We start from the raw sequence: 21,920 nt of genomic DNA, 5'->3' as shown, positions 1-21,920 counted from the left end.
GACATTCGCGCGATCGGGCTCCGATGACTACACACGGTAATCGGATGAGTTCGGCTTGTCGTTCCCTCGATCGAATGAATGTGCTGTCGGTGTGATCGAGTCAATCGACAGGGAGTACCGGAAGGCCAGTCCACGGGGCCGCTCGCGCCCCTCCACGCTGCATCTCCGGCCGTGCCCCCGGCCCTCCGGGACGGGCACGCCGTCGATCCCCTCACACGAGCCTGGCAGCGCTCCGCAATCTTGTGCCGTGGATGACAATTCTCCACCGCGCCACGCCCGTATTCTCCACGCAATGATGCTGCGGCGAACCCGAGTCGGCCCCGTCGTCGGCGTGCTCCTCGTGCTCGCGTTGGCCGCCTGGGCCCTGCGGGGCACGGACGAGGACGACGCCCTCGGCTGTGGTGGCCTGCGAGTTACGGGATGGCAGGCTGACCAGGGCATGACTCGGGAGTTCGCCCGCTACGGCGACGACAACTCCCGCACCGACGACTGGACCGGCGGTGACGGCAGCCGATCCGTACGCCTGCCGGACGGCCGTACGTTGTGGCTGTCCGCCGACACCTTCCTGGACAAGGTCTATCCAGGAGGCGAGCGGGTGCCCAACCCCTCCTGGGTGCGCAACTCCGCACTGGTGATGTCCCCGGAGGGCCACGTGCAGCGCACGCTCACCGGCGAACCCGGCAGCGACGGGCGACCGGCGGCGCTCTTCCCCGGCTGGGTCGGGGGCGACGGCGAGGAGGCTTGGCGCTGGCCGGTCCAGGCCGTGGTCGAGCCTCGGGCGTCGGGCTCGGCGGAACGGGTCGTTCGGGTGCTGTTGTGGCAGCGCGCGGCGGGTGCCCCGCCCTGGGTCTTCGGGGTGCCACAGGCGACCGAGGTGGCGACCCTGTCGCTGCCCGACCTGGAGTTGCGTGGCATCAGCCCGGTGAATCGCACGGACCCGGCCAGTCCCCCCGAGCAGCGGGTGCTTTACGGCACGTCTGCGGTACGCGACGAAGGTTGGACGTACGTCTTCGGCGCGGACGAACGCGGAGTGCGGGACGGCGGCGCCTCGAACGCGTACGTTGCCCGAGTTCCCAGTGGCGGTCTGGCCGATTCCCGGGAATGGCGTTACTGGACCGGAACGGCGTGGTCCGGTTCTCCGACTGCCGCCGAACCCCTGGACTTCGGCCGACACCCGGAGAGCGCGACGAACACCTACACGGTCGTCCAACGGGGCGGAACCTGGCTGTTGCTCACCATGGACGCCGGCGGGCCGGACGGAAAGCCGTCCGCCGACGTCGTGTCGTACTGGTCGTGCAGCCCGGTCGGGCCCTGGCGGGGGCCGGATGCCGTCGGCCGGCCCCCGCTGCCGACAGGTGGCGAGGCGGCGGGGGCGAGCGCGTACAACCCACAGGGGCATATCGAGTTCAGCACGGGGGGCAGAGACCTGCTGCTCGGCTACGACGTCAACGTGCTCGGTGACGCGGACGCCATCCACCGGAACGTCGACTTCTACCGGCCACGCTTCCTCCGGCTGGAACTCGGCCCGGTCTGATCGCCGGTGTCGGAGGCTCCGGTGTCGGAGGTCGAGGGCGTGGTCTCCGCTCCGGAACCCGTGCCCGTAGCCTCCCCGGCATCGACCGCAGCGGACTCGGCGGACTCGGTGACCGGTACGGCCCCGGCCGCTGCCCGTGCCTCCTCCGTGGCACGACGCTTGGCCTCGCTGGGACGCTTGACGAGGTCCTCCTCCTGGTCTATGTCGGCGATGCCGTCCAGGTCCTCGTCCCGGGTCTCCTCCTGCCACAACCTCCGGTAGGTCGCGTCCCGGAAGCGCAGCAGCACACAGGCCGCGACGGCGGAGATCAACGAGCCGATCAGGACCGCCGCCTTCACGTGTTCCCTGGTCGTCTCGTCAGTGAAGGCCAACTCGGTGACCAGCAGGGACACCGTGAACCCGATCCCGGCCAGCATGGCGATGCCGAGGACGTCCGACCAGGACAAGTCGGGATTGAGCCGGGCTCGGGTGAATCGCGCGGTGAGATACGTACCGCCGAAGACACCCACTATCTTGCCGAGGAACAGGCCGGCGACCACGCCCAGCGCCTCCGGCTGCTGGAAGGTTTCGCTCAGTGCCGAGCCGGAGACCGCAACCCCCGCGGAGAAGAGTGCGAACACCGGGACGGCGAAGCCCGCGGAGACCGGCCTCGCGAGGTGCTCGACGCGATCCGCCGAAGACTCCTCCTCGAGCGGTGTGCCGTCCTCCGCGGTCCGTGGCCGTACCCGCAGCAGCATGCCCATTGCCACACCGGCGATGGTGGCGTGCACCCCGCTGTTGTACATCAGCGCCCAGATCACCAGAGCGAGCGGCAGATAGACGTACCAGGCGCTGATCCGCAGCTTGTGGTGCAGGACCCAGAAGAGTGCCAGCCCGGCCAACGCACCGCCGAAGGCGAACCAGTTCAGTGTCGCGGTGTAGAAGACCGCGATGACCAGGATGGCGCCGAGGTCGTCCGCGATCGCCAGGGTCAGCAGGAAGGCCCGGATGCCGGATGGCAGGCTGGTCCCGATCACCGCCAACACGCCGAGTGCGAAGGCGATGTCGGTGGCCATCGGCACTGCCCAGCCGTGCATCTGACCGTCACCGGCGAGGTTGATGCCGACGTAGAACAGGGCCGGCACCACCATGCCGCACACTGCTGCCGCCACGGGCAGTGCCGCCGCGGACGGTTTGCGTAGCTCGCCGACCAGCAGCTCTCGCTTCAGCTCGATGCCGGCGACGAAGAAGAAGATCGTCAGCAGGCCGTCCTGGGCCCAGTGCGCCATCGAGAGGTCGAGACCCAGGGACGGTATGCCGAAGTGGAAGTCACTCACCGACTCGTACGCCTCACGCAGCGGCGTGTTCGCCAGTACGAGTGCGAGCACGGCAGCGGCGAGCAGAACCATTCCGCCGACCGTTTCGGTGCGCAGTGCGTCGCTCAGCCGACGCCGTTCCGGCGCGGAGGGTCGGCCCAACAGAGAGGGTTTGGACATGGTCGGCTTCTCGGGGGCGGGCGGCATGGCGGGCTCCCAGTGTGTGCGGGCAGGACGGAACAACCGCCGACCAGACTTCCCGGCTCCCCTTTTTGATCTTTCGTTGTCTGCTACACGATAACTGCTATCCAGTGCGCGCCTCCACAAACCGGCGGCCGTTGTAAAACGGCCCACAGGCCGGCTCTGGCCGCGCGCTGCTTCTCCCGGCCCACCCGCCGTTCTGGCCGTCACTGTCACCGCCGTCCACCGTGTGTCCTGTTGCGGTTTCGAGACGTATCCGTGACCGCTCGGACGGCTCCGGCAGGAGGCGTCGTCCGTCTCATCCGAGCGAGCACGGGTATCGCCGTGCGTCTGGGAGGGGGAACATGATGTGGCTCAGCGGGCGACGACTGGTGGCGGGGTTGTTGGTCGGCGGAATGCTGCTGACGGGGTGTACGAGTACCGGGGGCGGGAGTTCGGACAAGGCGACTGACGCCCAGCAGGACGGTGCGCAGGGCGGTGCAGAGCCCGCGCCGCCACCGGACCAGCAGCGGAAGCAGGAGTACCGGAAGGGGGACGAGCACGCTCCGGTTCCCCCGGACCTACGCTCCACCTTCGCCCTGGACGTCGACACGGCCTCGTACGAGTACGCGCGACGTACCATCCGGGAGGGTCGAATGCCGCCCCCGAGCACCGTGCGGCCGGAGGAGTTCGTCAACAGCTTCCGCCAGGGGTACCAACGGCCCGCCGGTGACGGTTTCTCGGTGAGCGCGGACGGTGCCAGGGTGGGCGCGGGCGAGTGGTCACTGCTGCGCGTGGGGCTTGCCACGCAGCGGGAGCCGGCGGAGGCCGCAGAGCGGCGAAAGCCCGCGGCGCTCACGTTCGTCATCGACGTGTCCGGCTCGATGTCCGAACCCGGACGACTCGACCTTGTCAAACACGCGCTGCGGAGGACCGTCGACGAACTGCGCTCGGAGGACTCGGTCGCGTTGGTGACCTTCAGCGGCGACTCCCGGACGGTGTTGCCCATGACCGGTCTGGGTGACGAGGGGCAGCGGGCTGACATCCGCTCCACCATCGAGGGGTTGGAACCGGCGGACAGTACGAACCTCGCCGCCGGAGTGCGTACGGGATACGCCGAGTCGGTCGCGGGAAAGCGGGAAGGAGCGACCAACCGGGTCGTGCTGTTGTCCGACGCGCTCGCCAACACCGGCGAGACGAGCGCCGACAGCATCCTGGAACAGGTCAGGGAGTACCGTGCGACACACGGGATCACGCTCTTCGGGGTCGGAGTGGGCAGCGACTACGGCGACGCGCTGATGGAACGCCTCACCAACCAGGGCGACGGGCACACCAGCTATGTCTCCAGCCGGCGGGAGGCGGAAGAGGTGTTCGTACGTCAACTGCCCCGCAACATCCGCTTGCGCGCTCGGGACGCCAAGGCACAGGTGACCTTCGACCCGGACAACGTCGCGGAACAGCGGCTCGTGGGTTACGACAACCGCAGGATCGCCGACCAGGACTTCCGCGACGACGCGGTCGACGGTGGCGAGACCGGTCCAGGGCACACCGTCACGGCCCTGTACGCGGTGCGGTTGGCGGAAGGCGCGGACGGACACGTGGCCACGGCCACGGTGCGCTGGCAGGACCCGGATTCGAGGGAGCCGTACGAGAAGTCCCGGCACGTCGATGTCGAGGTGCTGGACGACGCGCTGTGGGAGTCCGCTGACCCGCGATTGCGTACGGTCGCGGCGGCCGCGTACTTCGCGGAAGCCCTGCGGGGGGCGGAGCGGGACCTGCGCGGTGCCCCGGCCCTGGGAGAACTGGCGGAGCACGTCCGGGACGCGGCGTCCGAGACGGACGATCCGCAGGTCGTGCGGTTGGCCCGCACCATCGACCGAGCCGACGCGTTGGACTGACGGCGAGTCCCGAGCCTCGTAGAGCAGGGCACGGCCGGCACCACCCGGAGGGGGCGCCGGCCGTGTCGCTTCGGGTGCTCGGAGTCAGACCGTCAACTCCTGCCCGGGCAGGATCAGATTGGCGTCGTCGCCGATGACCGACTTGTTGGCCTCGAAGACACGCTGCCAACTGGTGCCGTGTTCGTCGGCGATGGAGCCCAGGGTGTCTCCGGAACGCACCGTGTAGGTGTCGCCGCCGGTCTGCGGGCTCTGCTGCGACTGCTGATTCTGCTCCGGCTTCTCCGGCTGCTGCTGTGGTTCCTGCTGCTGCGGGGCGTCGTCCGAGGCGGCGTCGCCCTCGGGAGCCACGTCCGCGGCCGGGCCGCCCTGGGACAGGCCACCCGCGCTGGCACACGCCCAGGCGCCCGGACCCTGCATCTCCAACAGTCGCTCGGCGGTGGCGATCTGCTGCTGCTTGCTGGCCTGGTCCGCACGCGGGGCGTACTGGGTGCCGCCCGCAGCGGCCCAGCTGGACTCGGAGAACTGCAGGCCGCCGTAGTAGCCGTTGCCGGTGTTGATCTGCCAGTCACCGCCGGACTCGCACTGGGCGACCTTCCCCCAGGTGTCCACGGAAGCGGCCTGTGCGCTGGTCGCGGACATCAGCGGCACGGCGACCGCCGCGCCGGCGACTCCGGCAAGGGTCGCGATACGAGCGGCCCTGCCGGGGCGGCGATGACGACCATGGGTGGCGAAAAACATGACGAACTTCCTTCTCACCGACGCCTACGGAGTGAGCTGTCGGGCTCGGGCCGGATGAGTGCCCGGCCGTACGCGGACGTACGGCTTCGCCCCTGGGGCGCGTGTTGCCTGCCCCTGGCCGTTCCCGGTGTGGGCACGGCCGTACGACGTGGACGGTGACGGCGACCACGTCGCGGACCTGGGTCCCCCGCTCCTGCCTACGGCGCTCACGCGACGGAAACTGCCCACAACCGCCGGCAGGATTGGGCGGAACGGTTGCGGTGCCCGCCTTGTGGCGAGCAGTGCGACAGTAAGCACATCCGGCCGGAAGCTTCAAAAAGCGGCATCCGAGATCAATTTCGGCCAGTGCTGTCGTACGCCTGACGTCGTCGCAGCTCATGCCGTACGAGGGTGAATGGGACAGCAGGTGTCCTACAGGCACGTATGGAGAGAAGCCTCACACGCACGAACAGGGGAACCCTGTTGAGAGTTGGGGCGGCGCGGTCATACGGCGGAAGGTCACGAGTGGCGGCCGATGGGTCGCGGAGTACCGCGGTGACCACCCCGAGCGGATGCCCGGCATCGGCGGCCGGCTGCGGGGCTCGGACCCTTAGGAATCTTGGGGTGGGCAGACACCACATACCTGATGTGCCGTCGAGTGTCGTGACCGTAATCTTCCTCGCAACAGCGCAATCCACCGAGGAGGTCGTTCGTGCCCTGACCTTGCTGACCACGGATTTCCCCACCACGAGGAGTACCGCGCATGATCACTGAGTCACGATGACAGCCTCCGCGCGGGCCGGGTCCGTCGTCGCGAACCCCTCAGCTGTTTCCCACCGCTGGCGCTCTCCCCTGGCGTCGCCGGTCACGCCGCACGTGTCACTTCGCCTCCGATGCGCGCCAGCCTCGCGGACCGGCTCGGGAGCCGTTCCGTGCCGTCCCTCGGAGTACGACTAGCGCGGACGTGTCCGGGCACCCGTGAAGCCCGCGTACTACGTACGGGAGCTGTTGAGGGGGTCGCGACGGGCGAGGAGGCGCTGTGTTCAAGGCGGAGAACATCCGGGAGTGGCTCGGCCAGGCCGTGGTGGACCGGAACGGAGACAAGATCGGTTCGTTGGAGTCCATCTACGTCGACACGGTCAGTGACCAGCCGAGCTTCGTCGCGGTGACGACTGGGCTACCCACACGTCACCGGCTGGTCTTCGCTCCTTTGACGGACGCCACCGTCGGGCCCGGCTACCTCAAGATCCAGTACGCCAAGAAGCTCGTCAGGAGCGCACCCAGCATTGATACGGATGGCGAGCTGACCGTGGAAAGAGAACCATCCGTGTTCGAGCACTACGACCTGTCCTACGAGGCGGGCGCTCGTGGCGAGCGGCGGCTGGCTCGCCGTTGAGAACACGGCAGTCCCCGGGAGTGGAAGCGGGTCGATGATGAACACCGTGTTGCTGTTGCTCACCGCCGCGATCGTGCTGGGCGTCATCGGATGGCTGGCGGAAGGTCTGTTCTGGCTGTTCCTGGTGGGCGTGCTGGTGCTGGTGATCGACCTGGTGCTGATAGGCGTGTTCCTCGGACGTGGTCGAGGGCTCCGTGGGCGAAGTTAGGGGGGTCTCTCTGGAGGTTGCGAACGGCCGCGTGTTCGTCGCGTATGGCCGCCGGCCTTGGGGAGGCGCCGTGACTGTCGGGTTCGCCGGACACGGCCGGAGCGCCGCCGAGCCGTTACCGCTGAACATGCATCTCCGTCTGAGAGAGCCGACGGGGACGGTGTGGTGCCCCCGGCAGGACTCGAACCTGCGGCCAAGCGCTTAGAAGGCGCCTGCTCTATCCGCTGAGCTACGGGGGCCGGTATCGGTCGCGGGCGGGCGGACGCGTCCCCGTGGTGACCTTGGCACGGCCAAGGATAGGGGTTCGTGCCACTCGTGCCTGGGTGCTTCACGCCCGCGACGGGTTGTGGAGGTTCGGTGAAGCGCTCCGATACTCGCAGGCTGGTGCGATTTCTGCAGCGTTTTTCGCGTCGCGTGGGCGGGGTGTTGCGCACTCGTTATGGCTGACGCGTGGTTGTCGCGTGCGTCGCCCGGGGGTGGATGTGCCATTCGAGGGGTGAATGCGGTGCATTTTCACGGGGTGAAGGCGAGATGGACTTCAAAAAACGCTCAAAATTGGGCATTCTTCCCGGGTGGCGATCTTGGAGGCACAGTCCGGGCTGCTGGACGCGCTTACGGCGCTGCGGGAGCGCGTGGGCGCCGTGCGTTTCCCGCTCGCGCTGCCCGGCGCGGAGCGCGCACGCCGGTCCCGCGTCGAACTGCTCGACCAACTGGACGACTATCTGATGCCGCGTCTGCGGAGCCCCGAGGCACCGCTGCTCGCGGTGGTGGGCGGCTCCACCGGAGCCGGGAAGTCGACACTGGTCAACTCGCTGGTCGGACGCCGGGTGAGCGAGGCCGGAGTGCTGCGTCCCACGACGCGCACGCCCGTGCTCGTGTGCCATCCGAATGACAGGCACTGGTTCGCGGACAACAGGGTGCTACCCGACTTCGATCGCATCCTGACACCCTCTCAGGAGGCGGACCCCACATCCCACCTTGGTGCCGACAACCTCCGAGGCGACTACGGACTTCGGGACGACGACGCTCCTGGCCCGCCGACCGTGTCCGACGAGGACAGTCCGTTGCGCAGCCTGCGGATCGAGACGGACCCCGCGGTGCCGATCGGCATCGCGCTGCTGGACGCGCCCGACATCGACTCGCTCGTCGTGCGGAACCGCGACCTGGCCGCGCAGCTCATCTGTGCCGCCGACGTCTGGGTGCTGGTGACAACCGCCGCACGCTACGCGGACGCGGTGCCGTGGCACCTGCTGCGTACCGCCAGGGAGTACGACGTGACGCTGGCCACCGTCCTGGACCGGGTTCCGCATCAGATCGCCGACGAGGTGTCACACCGCTACGCGGACATGATGGAGCGGGCAGGCCTGTCCGCGGTCTGCCGTTTCACCATCCCCGAACTCCCCGAGTCCGCGGGTGGTTCCGGACTGCTGCCGATGACCGCGGTGGCCGGACTACGTGACTGGTTGGAGCGCTGCGCAGCGGGTTCGGCCGCGCGTACGGCTGCGGACCGGACCACTCTCGGCACGCTGAGTTCGCTCCGCCCCCGGGTCACCGCGCTGGCGAACGCCGCCGCCGCGCAACATGCCACGGCTCTGCGCCTCACCCGACATGTCGAGGAAGCGTTCGACGAGGCGGTACGCCGGGTGCGTCAACGCATCGCGGACGGTGAACTGCTCGCCGGAGACGCCGCCGCCCGCTGGCGTGGTTTCCCGCTGGACAGCGCCGGTAGCGAACTTCTGACGGCGTTCGCGGACGGGTTGACCGCCCTGTTGGTGGGCACGGTCGCGGCGGCGGACGAGCGGGTCGCGTCGGCCTGGCGCCGGGAGCCGGGTGCTCCGCAGGGTGCCCCGGTGAGCGCAGGTGCGCAGGGGACGGCGGGTGAGGAGGGCAGGGGCCGGATCGCGGTGTCCGTGCGCCGGTGGCAGCGCTGCGTCGACGAGTACGTAGAGGAGGAGATGCGGTCCGAGGAACGCGGAGCCTCGGTGAGCGGAGCGGAGGAGACGGCCGGCCTGCTCGCCGTCGCGCTGCTGGGCGGATGGCGTGCCGCGGACACGGGGGAGACCGGGATAGCGCTGGCCGCGGCACTGGGGACGGAACGCGCTGAGCGACTGTACGAGATGGGCACGCAGGTGCTCTCGAACTGTGTCGAACGGGTGCTGGACGAAGAGCGCCAGCGCTGGCTAGCACCCCTGGAGGCGGTCGGGGCGACGCCCGATCCCCAGGTGGAACTGATCGCGGCGTACTCGCTGCTTCGCCGGGCGGAGACGAGTGATGCGGCGCGGCACGTGCGAGAGGAGAGGTGAGCTGTGTCGTCGAGGGTCAGTACGGAGGATGACCCGCGCGCGGAGAACCCGTCCGAGGGCGCGGCGTGCGAGCTGACTGAGGCGGAGGGCGGCGGTGCGTCCGACAGCGCCTTCGCAACGAATGCCGACAGCCGGGTCGACGGCGGAGTCGACGAGCGGTGCTCACGCGCCAGCGAGGCCGACGACCGGCCCGACGCCGGGGGCGAGGTGGTCGACCGGGGAAAGGCACACCAGTGGCTGGACGGTTGTTCCGGTACCGAGAAGGGAGCGGTGCCACGAGCGCCCGCTTCCCCGGCGGGCCCGCCGGATCGTACGGGAGAGGAGGCCACGGGCGTGCCCACGCCCGCCGCGGAGACGGTTGAGCGTCCGGATTGGCCGTCAGCAGCCGGAGCCGCCGAACCGGCCGAACCAGCCCAGGTGTTCCGGCCGGAAGACGCGGAAGAGGACGCGGTGCTCGACGAGGCTGGCGGGGCCACGGTCACGCGCCGCTCCCAGCAGATGGCGTCCGAGCCCGAACCACCATCGGCGAGCCATCGAGGCGGCGATACCGGCTGGGACGACGGACTGATCGCTCGCCGTGCCGGCACCGCGGCGTCAGGAAGCCCGAGCGACAACGCGAGCGGTGTGGTACGTGCGGAGCCGGTAGCTGAGCGTGACGTGGTGAAGGGGGGCGGCAGTGGCCGCGGCGCCGAGCGGGACAAGGGTGCCCTGTGTGATACGGGGGGCGTGGGTGACGCGGACGACGCGGCGGACACGCGAGCCGTCGGCGCCGACGGTCCGGAGTCGGTGACGGCCAAACGGTCGCGGCGCGCGGGGGAGCCACCGGCGGGCGCGGAGGAGCGGGCCGCCGCTGAGCCGGCCCACACGCCGGTGGTCCCGGAGGACCGTGAATCCGCCGCTCACGCCAGCAGAGGCGACACCACCAGCATGGCGTCCGCCTCACATGACGAGTGCGGTACGGGCGAGCGATCGCTGCCCGCGACCCGCGCGGCCCAGTCCCCCTCCGGGTCGGCGGCCGGGAACGACGTCGGCCACGCCGCCGAGGGGGAGACCCTCGGAACGGGCGGTCTCGGGGACCACGCTCTGCTGCGCCGACTCGGTGCCCTGCGGGAGTTGATCGGGCTGTCCCGTACGCGGGTGGACGGCCAGGTCCTCACGGAGGCTGGCCGGGTCCTGGACGAGGCCACCGCGCGGGGGCGGCTCTCCGGCGACTACACCACGGTGGCCATCGCGGGTGCGACCGGCAGCGGAAAGTCCTCGCTGTTCAACGCGCTGGCAGGCCGTGCGCTGTCCGAGGTGGGCACCCGCCGACCCACTACCGCGCGTCCGGTCGGCTGCACCTGGGAGGCGGAACGGGAAGGTGGTGCGGACGGCTTGCTGGACCGGCTGGGTGTCGCGCCCGTCGAGCGGCGACGGGTCCGGGACGCGGAACTCCATGGCCTGGTGCTGATCGACCTGCCGGACCACGACTCGATGGCCGAAGGGCATCGCGAGCAGGTGGACCGGTTGTTGGGGCTCGTCGACGCGGTGGTATGGGTGGTCGATCCGGAGAAGTACGCCGACGCCGTCCTTCACGAGCGCTACCTACGGCCGCTCGCCGGCTACGCCGAGGTGACGTTCGTGGTGCTCAATCAGACCGACCGGCTGCCGGGTGAGGCGACCGACGCGGTGCTGGACGACCTGCGGCGGTTGCTGGATGAGGACGGCATGGCCCTCGGCGAGCACGGCGAGCCCGGCGCCGGGGTACTGGCCACCTCGGCGCTCACCGGCGAGGGTGTCGGCGAACTCCGCGCTGAGTTGGCTGCGTTCGTCGCCGCGGGCGCGGCACCCGCCCGGCGGCTCGCGGCCGACCTGGACGGCGCCGCCGAGCGGTTGCGTCCGGCCTACGCGGACCCGCACTTGACCGAACGCAGCGGACTCACCGACACGGTGCGGGAGGACTTCGAGGACAGGCTGGCCTCCGCGGTGGGTGCGACGGCAGCGGGTCAGGCCGCCGAGCGTGCGTGGTTGAGGCACGCCGAACGCTCCTGCGGCACCCCGTGGGCTCAACTGGTGCGCTGGCGTGACATGCGGCGGCCGAACCACGCGCAGCGACTGCTTCCGTTGTGGCACGGTGGCCATACGGCAGCGTTGCTGTCGCCCGTTTCTCGGCCCGCCGCTGCGGGGGGACCCACTGCCGTAACCGAGCCAGTGACGGAGGGGCGGTCGGACTGGCAGTCCATGGCGCGTTCCGCGCAGCCGCTGGTGGCACGGCCGGTGCTGGCCCAGGCGGTACGCGAACTCGCCGCCCGTGCGGTCACCGGGCTGCCGGATGCATGGCGCAAGACCGTACGAGACGCCGCGTGGCGCGGTGCCGAGGGGTTGCCGGAGGCGCTGGACGCTGTGGTGAGCGAGGCGGCGCAGCCTGGGGCGGACGACCGGCGGCGCCCCGTCAGGATGCAGCGGCCGCCCTGGTGGACGGCCGCGACCGCGGGTCAGGGGCTGCTGCTGGCGCTGCAGGTGCTGGGCGTGGTCTGGCTGGTGGGTGCCGCGTTCGGTGCGTACGACGAGCCGATGTGGCTGCCCGTCCTCCTGGTGCTGGGCGGGGCGTGCAGTGGCCCGCTGCTCGCCTGGGGGTGTCGGGCCGCCGCACGCGGGCCGGCGCGCGGATACGGACAGGAGGAGGAACGTCGTCTGCGTCGGCTCGCGGTGAGCTGTGGCCGCTCCCGAGTGCTGGAACCGGTGGCGGCGGAACTGCTGCGCTATCACGAGGTGCGGGAACAGTACGTCGTCGCGGCCGGCGACACCGAGCCAAGCTGAGCTGGATGGTCGCTCCTCCACGTGCCAGCACGCGGACGCCATGGAGACAGTTGAGGAGTATGGGGCCGTGACGGTAACTCACTCTTCGGGGCCACGGGCTTTTCCACAACTCCTCGGTAATGCACAGCGTCAAGCGACGGATCGCGTCGCGGCACAGGATGGTTCCCACGCGAGGGCGCCGAGCGGGACTGGAGCGGACCTCGCTGGCAGCGACAGTGACACCGTTGATCGGGAGGCGTGGGGATGCACGAGGTGGACGTGACGGTGGTGGGGAACGTCGCCACACCGGTGGACTACCGTACTTCGGACGGCGGATACCCAACGGTCCGATTCCGCCTGGCGGCTACGGTGCGCAGGTTCGACCGGGCGCGGGGCGACTGGGCCGACGCGCACACGAGCTTCTACACGGTCTGGGCTTGGCGCGCGCTGGCCACGAATGTCTCGTCCTCGGTGACCCTCGGCGAACCGCTCATCGTCAGAGGGCAGTTGCGGGTGCGCGAGACGGAGCGGGAGGGGCGGACGTACACCTCGGCGGAGCTGTTGGCGAGCGCGGTCGGCCACGATCTGGCGCGTGGTACCTCGGCGTTCGCCCGGGTGAGCCGAGCGATCCCGGGCCTGACGCGAGGGACCAGCGCAGGACAGGGGGAAAGCCCTGTCGGTGTGGTCGGCGCCCCTGGTGCATCGAGTGCGCCAAGTGGGCCGGAAGCCAGACTTCCGCATCAGCGTCCGCCGTCGTGAACGTCCCGGTCCGCCGGAATTCGCGATAACGATTCTGAGTCGGAAAGCTTCGCCGAGCGGATTCCTGGGGACGGTGGGGCGCTTGGTATCTACGATCCCTCGCATACTCACGGGGTATTGGACCAGTTGTTCGGCGAGACGCGCGCCTTCCCGACGACCACTCTGTCTCGCCCGGAGGGGAAAAGAGAGCATGACTTCTGTTCGCCGGCGGGTCGTCTCCCGCCTGGCTGCCGTGACGTTGACCCCGGGGCTGCTTGTGGCAGGTGCGGTGGTCGGCGCGGGGCCCGCCGCCGCGGAGGACGGTTCCACGGGGCGCGGGGGAGCCACGGCGACGCTGAACGGCCAGAAGACGTCCGGCCAGGCCGTGGTGCACAAAGACGGCAAGGAGGTGACGACGGGGGCCGGACTCTTCGAGATGTCGGTGGATGACGGCGGGATGCTACAGGTGTACGGCGTGGACGTGCACAACCCGGTGCAGAAGCTGGCGCGTTACGAGGAGGTCCCCAGAAGCGCGTCGTCGCTGCATGACAACAGACACGCCGGCAAGATCCGTTGGGTGTTGCGGCACTCGTATCCGCAGGTGAACGATCTCGCGAAGTTGGCGAAGATCTCGGACGCTGGCCGACTGACTCCCAGTACCGCCGCAGCCGGGACCCAGGTGGCGATCTGGCGCTTCACGGACGAGGCCAGAGTGGAGGCCGTCGATCCGGCCGCCGAGAAGCTCGCCGACTACCTCGAGAGGAAAGCCAAGAACACTCCGGAGCCGAACGCGTCGCTGACCCTGTCGAAACCGGCCGTGGCCGGCGAAGCCGGTGAGCTTTTCGGGCCGATCACAGTACGGACCACGGCGCCCAGCGTCACGATCGTTCCCGGAGCGGAGGCTTCCTCTCTGGATGTTGACGTGGTCGGCGCCGACGGCGAACCGATCACCACTGCGCGGGACGGCAGCAAGTTGTACTTCGACGTGCCGGAGGGTGTCGACCCGGGAAGCACCACGCTGACCGCGCAAGCCACCACCAGCGTTCCGGTTGGTCGTGTCTTCACCGGGACCGGCGAGCACGCCACCAGCCCGACGATCCTCGCCGGCTCCAGTCCGGCGATGGTCTCCGCCACCGCCCGGGCGAACTGGGCGGACAGCGGAGCGATCCCGGCCGTCAACGGGAGGAAGAACTGCGCCGAGAGCGGTGTCGACGTCACGACGACGAACAAGGGAGACGGACCGTTCCGCTTCAGCCTGGGCGGCGAGGACTACGAGATAGCACCAGGCGAGACGCGGACCCTCACCGTGCCGGTGCGGGAAGACCAGCCGTACGAGATCAACGTGGCCGGCACCGGCGGGTTCGACCGTACGTTCTCCGGCATTCTCGACTGCCAGCCTTCCGGCGCGGAGGAGGACGGCTCCGGACTGGCCCCACAGACTGGGGAGCAGTCCGGCGACTCGTCCGTGAGCACCGCGACCACCGGTGGTGAGCCCGACGACGTCAACCTCGCGGAGACCGGAAACAGCAGCAACACTCCGCTGATCGTGGGGGTCGCGGTCGGTCTGCTGACAGTCGGGGCGGTGGCGATGCTGCTCGTACGTCGGCATTGGTCGAAGGGCGGTGAGGGCGGCTCGGAGACGGAGGAAGCCCAGTCCGAGGCCGCACCCGAGCCCGTGGATGGTGCGGACTGACGCTCGGTCGTCAGGCCATGACGCGCCGCCCGGAGGCGGGGAGCGGAAGCCTCGCACTCCCCGTTTCCGCCCGCGGCCGGATGTGCGGCAAGATGGGGTGGGTCCGTCTGCCCGTGCGCGGTGCGGACGTGCCCCCGACAGCGCGGCACTGCCGCCTCTCGATCCCTACGAATTGCCGGACGGTTTCTCTTGGCTGAGTTCATCTACACCATGCGTAAGGCGCGCAAGGCACACGGCGACAAGGTGATCCTTGACGACGTCACCCTGGATTTCCTGCCAGGCGCGAAGATCGGTGTCGTGGGCCCCAACGGTGCCGGTAAGTCCACCGTGCTGAAGATCATGGCCGGTCTGGAGCAGCCTTCCAACGGCGACGCGTTTCTGCTCCCTGGATACAGCGTCGGAATCCTCCTCCAGGAGCCACCGCTGGACGAGTCGAAGACCGTCCTGCAGAACGTCCAGGACGGCGCCAAGGAGACCAAGGCCAAGCTCGACCGGTTCAACGAGATCGCCGAGCAGATGGCGACGGACTACTCCGACGCCCTGATGGAGGAGATGGGGAAGCTCCAGGAGGAGCTGGACCACGCCAACGCCTGGGACTTGGACGCTCAACTGGAACAGGCGATGGACGCCCTCGGCTGTCCGCCCGGTGACTGGCAGGTCACCCATCTCTCCGGCGGTGAGCGGCGTCGTGTCGCGCTGTGCAGGCTCCTGTTGGAACAGCCGGACCTGCTGCTGCTGGACGAGCCGACCAACCACCTGGACGCCGAGTCGGTGCAGTGGCTCGAGCAGCACCTCGCGAAGTATCCGGGCACCGTCGTGGCGATCACTCACGACAGGTACTTCCTCGACAACGTCGCGGAGTGGATTCTCGAACTGGACCGGGGCCGCGCCCTGGCGTACGAGGGCAACTACTCCACGTATCTGGAGAAGAAGCAGGCCCGTCTCAAGGTGGAGGGGCAGAAGGACGCCAAGCGGCAGAAGCGCCTCAAGGACGAGCTGGAATGGGTCCGTTCCAACGCCAAGGGACGGCAGGCCAAGTCGAAGTCCCGGCTGAACCGTTACGAGGAGATGGCCGCCGAGGCGGAGAAGACACGCAAGCTGGACTTCGAGGAGATCCAGATCCCGCCGGGCCCACGGCTGGGCAACGTGGTGGTCGAGGTCGAGCACCTGACCAAGGCGTTCGACGACAAGGTGTTGATCGATGACCTGTCGTTCACCCTGCCGCGGAACGGCATCGTCGGCGTGATCGGTCCGAACGGCGCCGGCAAGACCACCCTGTTCAAGATGATCCAGGGCCTGGAGGAGCCGGACTCCGGTAAGATCAAGGTCGGCGACACCGTCCGCATCTCGTACGTCGACCAGTCCCGTGCCAACATCGACCCGAAGAAGACCCTGTGGGCCGTGGTCTCGGACGAGCTGGACTACATCAACGTCGGACAGGTCGAGATGCCGTCCCGTGCCTACGTCTCGGCGTTCGGTTTCAAGGGGCCGGACCAGCAGAAGCCTGCCGGCGTGCTGTCCGGGGGCGAGCGCAACCGGCTCAACCTGGCGCTCACCCTCAAGCAGGGCGGGAACCTGCTGCTGCTGGACGAGCCGACCAACGACCTGGACGTGGAGACCCTGTCCTCCCTGGAGAACGCCCTCCTGGACTTCCCCGGTTGTGCCGTGGTGGTCTCCCACGACCGTTGGTTCCTGGACCGTATCGCGACGCACATCCTCGCCTACGAGGGCGAGAGCAAGTGGTTCTGGTTCGAGGGCAACTTCGAGTCGTACGAGAAGAACAAGGTCGAGCGACTCGGTCCGGAGGCCGCCCGCCCGCACCGCGCCACGTACAAGAAGCTCACCCGCGGCTGACACGTCCGTACGGGACGTGCCCTTCCTCGGGCGTACTTCCCGCAAGCCGGCCACAGCCGCTGCTGTGGCCGGCACAGAGAGTGATGGGTAGAACGTGCGGCACACATTCGAGTGCATCCTGCGCTGGTCGGACATGGATGCCTTCGGGCATGTCAACAACGTCGTCTTTCTCCGCTATCTCGAGGAGGCACGGATCGACTTCCTGTTCCGGCCCTCCCAGGACGTCGCGGAATCCCCCGAAGGTGGGGACTTCAAGGGGGGCTCGGTCGTCGCCCGGCACGAGATCGACTACCTTCGGCCGCTGGAGCACCGACAGAAGCCCGTGACCATCGAGACCTGGGTCACTCGCATCGCGGCGGCCTCCACCACGTTGGCCTACGAGATCAAGGATGCGGAGACGGTCTACGCACGCGCCAACTCCGTCATCGTGCCCTACGACCTCGAGCAGGGCCGCCCGCGCCGGCTGACCTCTGAGGAGAAGTCCTTCCTGGAGGGGTACTTCGATGACAGCCCGTCCGCTGACCTTCGCTGACCCCGGTGAGGCGGCGTCCCTCGCCGCCTTCCTGAAGAAACTCCTGCGTTGGGAGAAGGCCGCCGCGGTGCGCCTGCAGGCGGGCCGCGGCGTCCTCGGAGTGTTCGCCCAACCGGCGCGCTTCGAGGTGTTTGCCGTGCTGACCGCACGGCTGTTGGAGCCGATTGACCTGGACGCCACAGTGTCCGCCGGCGAGTTGCTGGAGCGCGTGGACGAGACTGGTGAGTCCGTGGCGGTGCCGGTGGAGGTCACCGGACCCTCCTGGGCTGGTTTGCTTCCGCCGAGGTCCGGCTGGCGAGCTGTCGCGGCGCTGCCACCCGGTACCGCTCGGCGGGCCGCCGAGGACGTGATCTCCGAGTTCCGTCAGCGTACGGAGCGGCTGCCCAGCCAGGATCGCACCCGTCAGCTTCTCGACGGCCTCGCCGAGGAGATCTGGGAGCGCCGGCTGCGGGGCACGGAGCTGCCACTCCGGGCGGCTCACGCGGCTCACGCGCTGGGCTTCCTGAGCGACCGCTCCGCCCCGAACGAGCTGTACGACGCCAGGGGCTGGCTGCGGCTGCGCACCGCGCGCGGCTCGGTGATCGTGCGTACGGAGAGCGGCGGGCGTGGACCGGGCCATGGCCTGAGCGTCACACCTGTCTGACGCGGGCTGGTGCCTGGCGCGTCGGGAGCGGAGCACCGCCGGGACGGTCAGTCCGGGGAGTTGATCATGGATCCCGCGGCGTAGACGAGATAGTCCCAGAGCTGACGTTCGTGCTCCGGATCGAGTCCCAGGCTGTCCACAGCCTCGCGCATGTGCTTCAACCAGGCGTCGTGTGCGGCCCGGTCCACCTTGAACGGCACGTGACGCATCCGCAACCGAGGATGTCCCCGCTGATCGCTGTACGTGCGGGGCCCGCCCCAGTACTGGATGAGGAACATCGTGAGGCGTTCCTCGGCCGGCCCCAGGTCCTCCTCCGGGTACATCGGACGTAGCAACGGGTCCTCGGCCACGCCCTGGTAGAAGCGGCGCACGAGGCGTCGGAAGGTCTCCTCGCCGCCGACCTGTTCGTAGAACGTCTGGGTCTGCGAGGTGCCGCGCGAAATCTCCATCACGCCACCATGGTCGCAGACGGTCCGACGGAGACCGTTCGACGTAGGACCCGGGGACGCCCGGGAGGGAGGGCGCGGGGCGCCTGGTCGGCTGAGGCGAACCCGGGTGGCGTTGTCATAGGCAGCGGGTACGTTCGGGACACCATGACTGACAAGCCTCCGAGAGTGGAGTATCCCCGCGCCGGCCACCGGAGCGCCCGGGAGCGAGGCAGCCGCCCTGCGCAGGCGCGGCTGATCGGCCGGGAGCATCCGGCGGCCGTGTTGCGCGAGGAGATCGATCGCACGGCGCACAGCCACGGTGGTTTGGTGCTGGTCGCCGGGGAGGCGGGGATCGGGAAGACCACGCTGGTCACCGGGGCGTTGGAAGAGGCACGTCAGCAGGGCGCGCTGGTGCTGAACGGCTCCTGTTGGGACGCGGAGAACGCCCCGGGCTACTGGCCGTGGGTTCAGGTCGTCCGTGCACTGCGGCGGGAGAGCACGGCCGGGCGGTGGGCCGCCGCCGAGGAGGCCGCGGACGGCGGGCTGTCGATGCTGCTGGGGGAGTCGCGCTATCGCGAGGGCATGACGACCTTCGCGTTGTACGACGCGGTGACCAGTGGTCTCGTCGCGATCGCGCACCGCCAGCCGGTGTTGCTGGTGCTGGAGGACCTGCACTGGGCGGACACCGCCTCACTCGGCCTCCTGGAGTTCGTCGCTCAGCACACCTGGTTCGAGCGCCTGCTGGTGCTGGGGACGTACCGGGACGTCGAGGTGGAGGCGGGCGGTCACCCGCTGCGTTCCCCCATGACGGCGCTGGCGGGGCGGGCCACCACCCTCACACTCACCGGTCTGGAGCCCTCCGAGGTGGGTGCGCTGATGGCGCGTACGGCCGGTGCGCAACCAGAGGAGGACCTGGTGGCCGAGGTGCACCGACGCACCGGCGGGAACCCGTTCTTCGTGGAGCAGACAGCTCGGCTCTGGCACGGTGGCGGATCGGTCACGGCGATGACTCCCGGCATGCGGGAATCCCTGCGGCGCCGCCTGTCCCTGCTGCCGGAGCCGCTGGTGCGACTGCTCACGGACGCCGCCGTACTGGGCCGTGAGTTCGATCGCCGGATGTTGGCCGCCATGGCGGACATCCCGATCGGCCGGGTGGATCGGCTGCTGGACGAGGCCGTGGCGGCGCGACTGGTACGGACCCAACGCGCGGAGTGGTTCTCCTTCGCCCATGATCTGGTGCGCGAGACGCTGTACGCCGAGCTGGGCGAGCGGGAGGCAGAGGCCCGGCACGCTTCGGTCGTACGGGTGTTGGACGCGCATCCGGCGATGGCGCGTGCCTCGGCGGAGCTGGCTCGGCACGCTCGGTTGGCTGGTAACGCGCTCGCGCCGAGCCGGGTGGTGGATCTGCTGGTGGCTGCGGCCCGGGACGCGGCGGGCCGCCTGGCCTTCGGTGAGGAGACTGGACATCTGCGTGGCGCCTTCGACCTGGCGGCGGAGGTGGGGCCGCGCAGGAGGGCACTCGTGGGGCTTGACCTGGGCGTGGGGCTGCACATGCTGGGTGACCGGCAAGGAGCCTGGCGGGTGCTCCGGGAGACCGTGCGGCTGGCCCGGGAGCTGGACGAGGACCAACTCCTCATCCGTACGGCGCTTCTGCTGTGCCGCGTTGGCGGGCTGGAAGAGGAACGCGAGCTCACCCAGGCGCTGCTGCTGACGGCACATGGGCGGGCGCTCGGAGAGGTGACGGTGGGCCCGTCGAAGCCCGCCGTGACGGGGCAGCCAGCCGAGCGGGAACCGGGCGAGCCGGACACGGGTCGAAGCAGCCGGCGGACGGACTGGGACATCGAGCCGGAGAGGTTCGCGCGGGAACTGGCCGCGGTGGCCGTGCTGCTGGCCCGTCGGGAACAGGACGACGAGGCGTTGTCGGCGATCCTCAGCGCCCAGCACGACCAGCTGTGGGGTCCGGGCACCGCGGCGGAGCGTGCCGCCGTGCTGGAGGAACTCGTCGAGGTCTCACAACGCAGCGGCGAGGCCGAACTCGTCTGGTTCTCATCCTCGTTGCGCTGGGTCGCCCTGCTCGAACAGGGCAACCCGCGCTATCTCGACGCGTTCTACGCCTTCCTGCGGGTGGCGGAACGGTCCGGTAACCGGCGTTGCCAGATGGCTGCCGCCGTCGACGGCTGCGTCATCGCCTGTACGCAGGGTCGCTTCGCGGAAGCCGAAGGCATGCTCAGCCAGGCCGGGGTCGATGATCGACATGAGCTGCAGCACCAGCATTTCGCGCACGTGTTGGTGCTGTTGCGCTGGTCTATCCTCCTGGAGCAGGGCCACTTCGAGGAACTGACGGAGATGCACCAGTCGGTGTGTCAGCGCGCTGATCCGCTCCTGAGGTTGATCGAGGGCGTCACGGCCGCGGAGCTGGGCGATCTGGAGTCGGCCTCCCAGATGTACGAGGAGCTGGCCGCGACAGAGGGCGGAATCCCACGGTCACTCCGCGCCCTGTGGCTGCGTTTCCAGGCCCAACTAGCGGCCGAAACCCGGGACCTGCCGCGGTGCGCCGAGGTTCGGCACGCCCTGGGGCCCTACGCGAACGAGTGGCTTGCGCCCATGTACGGCTGCGTGATCAGCGGCCCCGTGGCGTACTGGCTGGCGCGGATCGACACGGCGGAGGAGCGCTGGGACACGGCGGTGAAAGGCTTCGCCAACGTGGTCCGTGAGGCTGATGGTCTGCGGGCCGTCACCTGGTCGATACGGGCACGCACCCATCTCGCGGAGGCGTTGCTGGGGCGGGGAGCTCCCGAGGACGTCGACGAGGCGACCCTGCTGCTGAAGGCGACGGGTGCGGAGGCTGAGCGGCTCGGGATGCGCGCGCTGGTTCAGCGTGTACGGGCCGCCACGCCGGTTCGGGCTCTTGGTGAGGACGGGCGGGAGGCCGCGTCTGAGGCCGAGCAAAGCCCGACGGGGCAGCTGGGCATGACCGAAGGGCCGGTACGCTCGGGTCGTGTGGTACGTCCGGAGGGCGTGGCACCCGCGGACAGCGCAGCACTCGAGGGCGGGTCGTTGTCGCCTTCGGAGCACCCGTGCCCGGAGGCGCTGGCCGGAGGTGCGCGCCCCGAGGAGTCCGCGATGAGGGGGGAGTTCCGGAGAGAGGGCGCGGTGTGGTCCCTGGCCTTCGACGGTCGTACGGTGCACGTGCCTGACGCGAAGGGACTGCGGGACCTGCACACGCTGCTCAGCACGCCGGACACGGACATCCCGGCCGCCCGGCTGCTCGACCCCGCGGGTGGGGAAGCGCTGACAGCCGCGCGGTCGCTCGGCGGTGACCCGGTGCTCGACGAGGAGGCCAAGACGGCTTACGCACGGCGCCTTCGGTCGCTCGACCAGGAGATCCAGCGCATGACTGAACGGGGCGCGGACGAGCGGGCGGCGGAGTACGAACGGGAACGGACAGCGCTGCTGGGCGAGTTGCGCAGGGCGGCCGGGCTGGGAGGCCGCAGCCGCAGGCTGGGGGACGAGGCGGAGCGGGCCCGTAAGACGGTGACGGCACGCATTCGGGACGTGCTGCGCAAGCTCGACGAACACCATCCGGAGTTGGCAGCGCACCTACGAGCCACCGTCTCCACCGGGTCGGCCTGCTGCTACGCGGCCCAGGGGAGCGTTCATTGGCGGCTGTGAGGCCCGCTCCGAGGCCCTGACCGCCGCCCCGGCAGCCCCCTCGCGGCGCGA

General features: G+C 69.6%; 15 protein-coding genes, 1 tRNA gene and 1 riboswitch. Of the genes, 12 read left to right on the top strand and 4 right to left on the bottom strand.

Going from position 1 to position 21,920, the window contains the following annotated elements; genetic code table 11:
- Positions 1-292 precede the first annotated feature (292 nt).
- Positions 293-1,534 (top strand): hypothetical protein, encoded by a 1,242-nt coding sequence (locus tag AN216_RS15135; RefSeq protein ID WP_244502467.1) that lies wholly within the window; start codon positions 293-295, stop codon positions 1,532-1,534.
- Here the strand turns inward: AN216_RS15135 and nhaA are convergent.
- On the bottom strand, positions 1,492-3,009 hold the full coding sequence (gene nhaA, locus AN216_RS15130) for a Na+/H+ antiporter NhaA (RefSeq protein ID WP_107402000.1): 1,518 nt from the start codon (positions 3,007-3,009) through the stop codon (positions 1,492-1,494). The genes AN216_RS15135 and nhaA overlap by 43 nt on opposite strands.
- A 365-nt stretch (positions 3,010-3,374) precedes the next feature.
- Here nhaA and AN216_RS15125 point away from each other — a divergent pair, with 365 nt between their 5' ends.
- Positions 3,375-4,907 (top strand): vWA domain-containing protein, encoded by a 1,533-nt coding sequence (locus AN216_RS15125; protein WP_107401991.1) that lies wholly within the window; start codon positions 3,375-3,377, stop codon positions 4,905-4,907.
- Positions 4,908-4,991: 84 nt separating this feature from the next.
- On the opposite strand, the gene AN216_RS15120 is transcribed toward AN216_RS15125, so the two are convergent.
- The gene (locus tag AN216_RS15120) at positions 4,992-5,645 is read right to left on the bottom strand and encodes a LysM peptidoglycan-binding domain-containing protein (protein WP_070197176.1); all 654 of its coding nucleotides are present in this window, start codon (positions 5,643-5,645) and stop codon (positions 4,992-4,994) included.
- Positions 5,646-5,651: 6 nt separating this feature from the next.
- Positions 5,652-5,796: riboswitch (cyclic di-AMP (ydaO/yuaA leader) on the bottom strand.
- Positions 5,797-6,663: 867 nt separating this feature from the next.
- Here AN216_RS15120 and AN216_RS15115 point away from each other — a divergent pair.
- The gene (locus AN216_RS15115; protein ID WP_070197175.1) at positions 6,664-7,020 is read left to right on the top strand and encodes a PRC-barrel domain-containing protein; all 357 of its coding nucleotides are present in this window, start codon (positions 6,664-6,666) and stop codon (positions 7,018-7,020) included.
- Positions 7,021-7,054: 34 nt separating this feature from the next.
- A complete protein-coding gene (locus AN216_RS29270; RefSeq protein WP_170843119.1) occupies positions 7,055-7,228 on the top strand; it encodes a hypothetical protein in 174 nt (57 codons plus the stop codon).
- A gap of 163 nt (positions 7,229-7,391) precedes the next feature.
- Here the strand turns inward: AN216_RS29270 and AN216_RS15110 are convergent.
- Positions 7,392-7,467, bottom strand: a tRNA-Arg gene (locus AN216_RS15110).
- A gap of 342 nt (positions 7,468-7,809) precedes the next feature.
- Between AN216_RS15110 and AN216_RS15105 the strand changes: the two genes are divergently transcribed.
- From AN216_RS15105 to AN216_RS15075, 7 genes are all read left to right on the top strand, one after another.
- Entirely contained in the window at positions 7,810-9,531 is a 1,722-nt protein-coding gene (locus AN216_RS15105) for a dynamin family protein (protein WP_070197174.1), read from the top strand.
- Positions 9,532-9,534: 3 nt separating this feature from the next.
- Positions 9,535-12,330 carry a GTPase gene (locus tag AN216_RS15100; RefSeq protein WP_070197173.1) on the top strand — a complete coding sequence of 932 codons (2,796 nt, stop codon included), beginning with the start codon at positions 9,535-9,537 and terminating at the stop codon, positions 12,328-12,330.
- Positions 12,331-12,573: 243 nt separating this feature from the next.
- Positions 12,574-13,068: a single-stranded DNA-binding protein gene (locus AN216_RS15095; protein WP_070197172.1), complete on the top strand. Its 495-nt coding sequence runs from the start codon at positions 12,574-12,576 to the stop codon at positions 13,066-13,068.
- Positions 13,069-13,258: 190 nt separating this feature from the next.
- Entirely contained in the window at positions 13,259-14,740 is a 1,482-nt protein-coding gene (locus AN216_RS15090) for a thioester domain-containing protein (protein WP_079166603.1), read from the top strand.
- 189 nt (positions 14,741-14,929) lie between these two features.
- Positions 14,930-16,594 carry an energy-dependent translational throttle protein EttA gene (ettA, locus tag AN216_RS15085; RefSeq protein ID WP_070197170.1) on the top strand — a complete coding sequence of 555 codons (1,665 nt, stop codon included), beginning with the start codon at positions 14,930-14,932 and terminating at the stop codon, positions 16,592-16,594.
- Between the two features lie 94 nt (positions 16,595-16,688).
- Positions 16,689-17,126 (top strand): acyl-CoA thioesterase, encoded by a 438-nt coding sequence (locus AN216_RS15080; RefSeq protein ID WP_275522328.1) that lies wholly within the window; start codon positions 16,689-16,691, stop codon positions 17,124-17,126.
- The gene (locus AN216_RS15075) at positions 17,098-17,769 is read left to right on the top strand and encodes a DUF8010 domain-containing protein (protein WP_070197169.1); all 672 of its coding nucleotides are present in this window, start codon (positions 17,098-17,100) and stop codon (positions 17,767-17,769) included. Before AN216_RS15080 ends, AN216_RS15075 begins: the two co-directional genes overlap by 29 nt.
- Before the next feature lie 47 nt (positions 17,770-17,816).
- Here the strand turns inward: AN216_RS15075 and AN216_RS15070 are convergent, their stop codons facing one another.
- Positions 17,817-18,218: a globin gene (locus AN216_RS15070; protein ID WP_070197168.1), complete on the bottom strand. Its 402-nt coding sequence runs from the start codon at positions 18,216-18,218 to the stop codon at positions 17,817-17,819.
- 144 nt (positions 18,219-18,362) lie between these two features.
- Here AN216_RS15070 and AN216_RS15065 point away from each other — a divergent pair, with 144 nt between their 5' ends.
- Positions 18,363-21,869 (top strand): AAA family ATPase, encoded by a 3,507-nt coding sequence (locus AN216_RS15065; protein ID WP_079166602.1) that lies wholly within the window; start codon positions 18,363-18,365, stop codon positions 21,867-21,869.
- The last annotated feature ends 51 nt before the right edge of the window (positions 21,870-21,920 follow it).

It is taken from the genome of Streptomyces oceani, assembly GCF_001751245.1.
In the GTDB taxonomy this organism is placed as follows: domain Bacteria; phylum Actinomycetota; class Actinomycetes; order Streptomycetales; family Streptomycetaceae; genus Streptomyces; species Streptomyces oceani.
The sequence above is the reverse complement of the archived record's forward strand: the minus strand, read 5'-3'. Positions and strand labels throughout refer to the sequence as shown.

Excerpts from the sequence above, each read along its gene's own strand:
- AN216_RS15135 (WP_244502467.1), top strand. The coding sequence starts at position 293 with ATGATGCTGCGGCGAACCCGAGTCGGCCCCGTCGTCGGCGTGCTCCTC.
- nhaA (WP_107402000.1), bottom strand. The coding sequence starts at position 3,009 with ATGTCCAAACCCTCTCTGTTGGGCCGACCCTCCGCGCCGGAACGGCGT.
- AN216_RS15125 (WP_107401991.1), top strand. The coding sequence starts at position 3,375 with ATGATGTGGCTCAGCGGGCGACGACTGGTGGCGGGGTTGTTGGTCGGC.
- AN216_RS15120 (WP_070197176.1), bottom strand. The coding sequence starts at position 5,645 with ATGTTTTTCGCCACCCATGGTCGTCATCGCCGCCCCGGCAGGGCCGCT.
- AN216_RS29270 (WP_170843119.1), top strand. The coding sequence starts at position 7,055 with ATGATGAACACCGTGTTGCTGTTGCTCACCGCCGCGATCGTGCTGGGC.
- AN216_RS15095 (WP_070197172.1), top strand. The coding sequence starts at position 12,574 with ATGCACGAGGTGGACGTGACGGTGGTGGGGAACGTCGCCACACCGGTG.
- AN216_RS15090 (WP_079166603.1), top strand. The coding sequence starts at position 13,259 with ATGACTTCTGTTCGCCGGCGGGTCGTCTCCCGCCTGGCTGCCGTGACG.
- AN216_RS15075 (WP_070197169.1), top strand. The coding sequence starts at position 17,098 with ATGACAGCCCGTCCGCTGACCTTCGCTGACCCCGGTGAGGCGGCGTCC.
- AN216_RS15070 (WP_070197168.1), bottom strand. The coding sequence starts at position 18,218 with ATGGAGATTTCGCGCGGCACCTCGCAGACCCAGACGTTCTACGAACAG.
- AN216_RS15065 (WP_079166602.1), top strand. The coding sequence starts at position 18,363 with ATGACTGACAAGCCTCCGAGAGTGGAGTATCCCCGCGCCGGCCACCGG.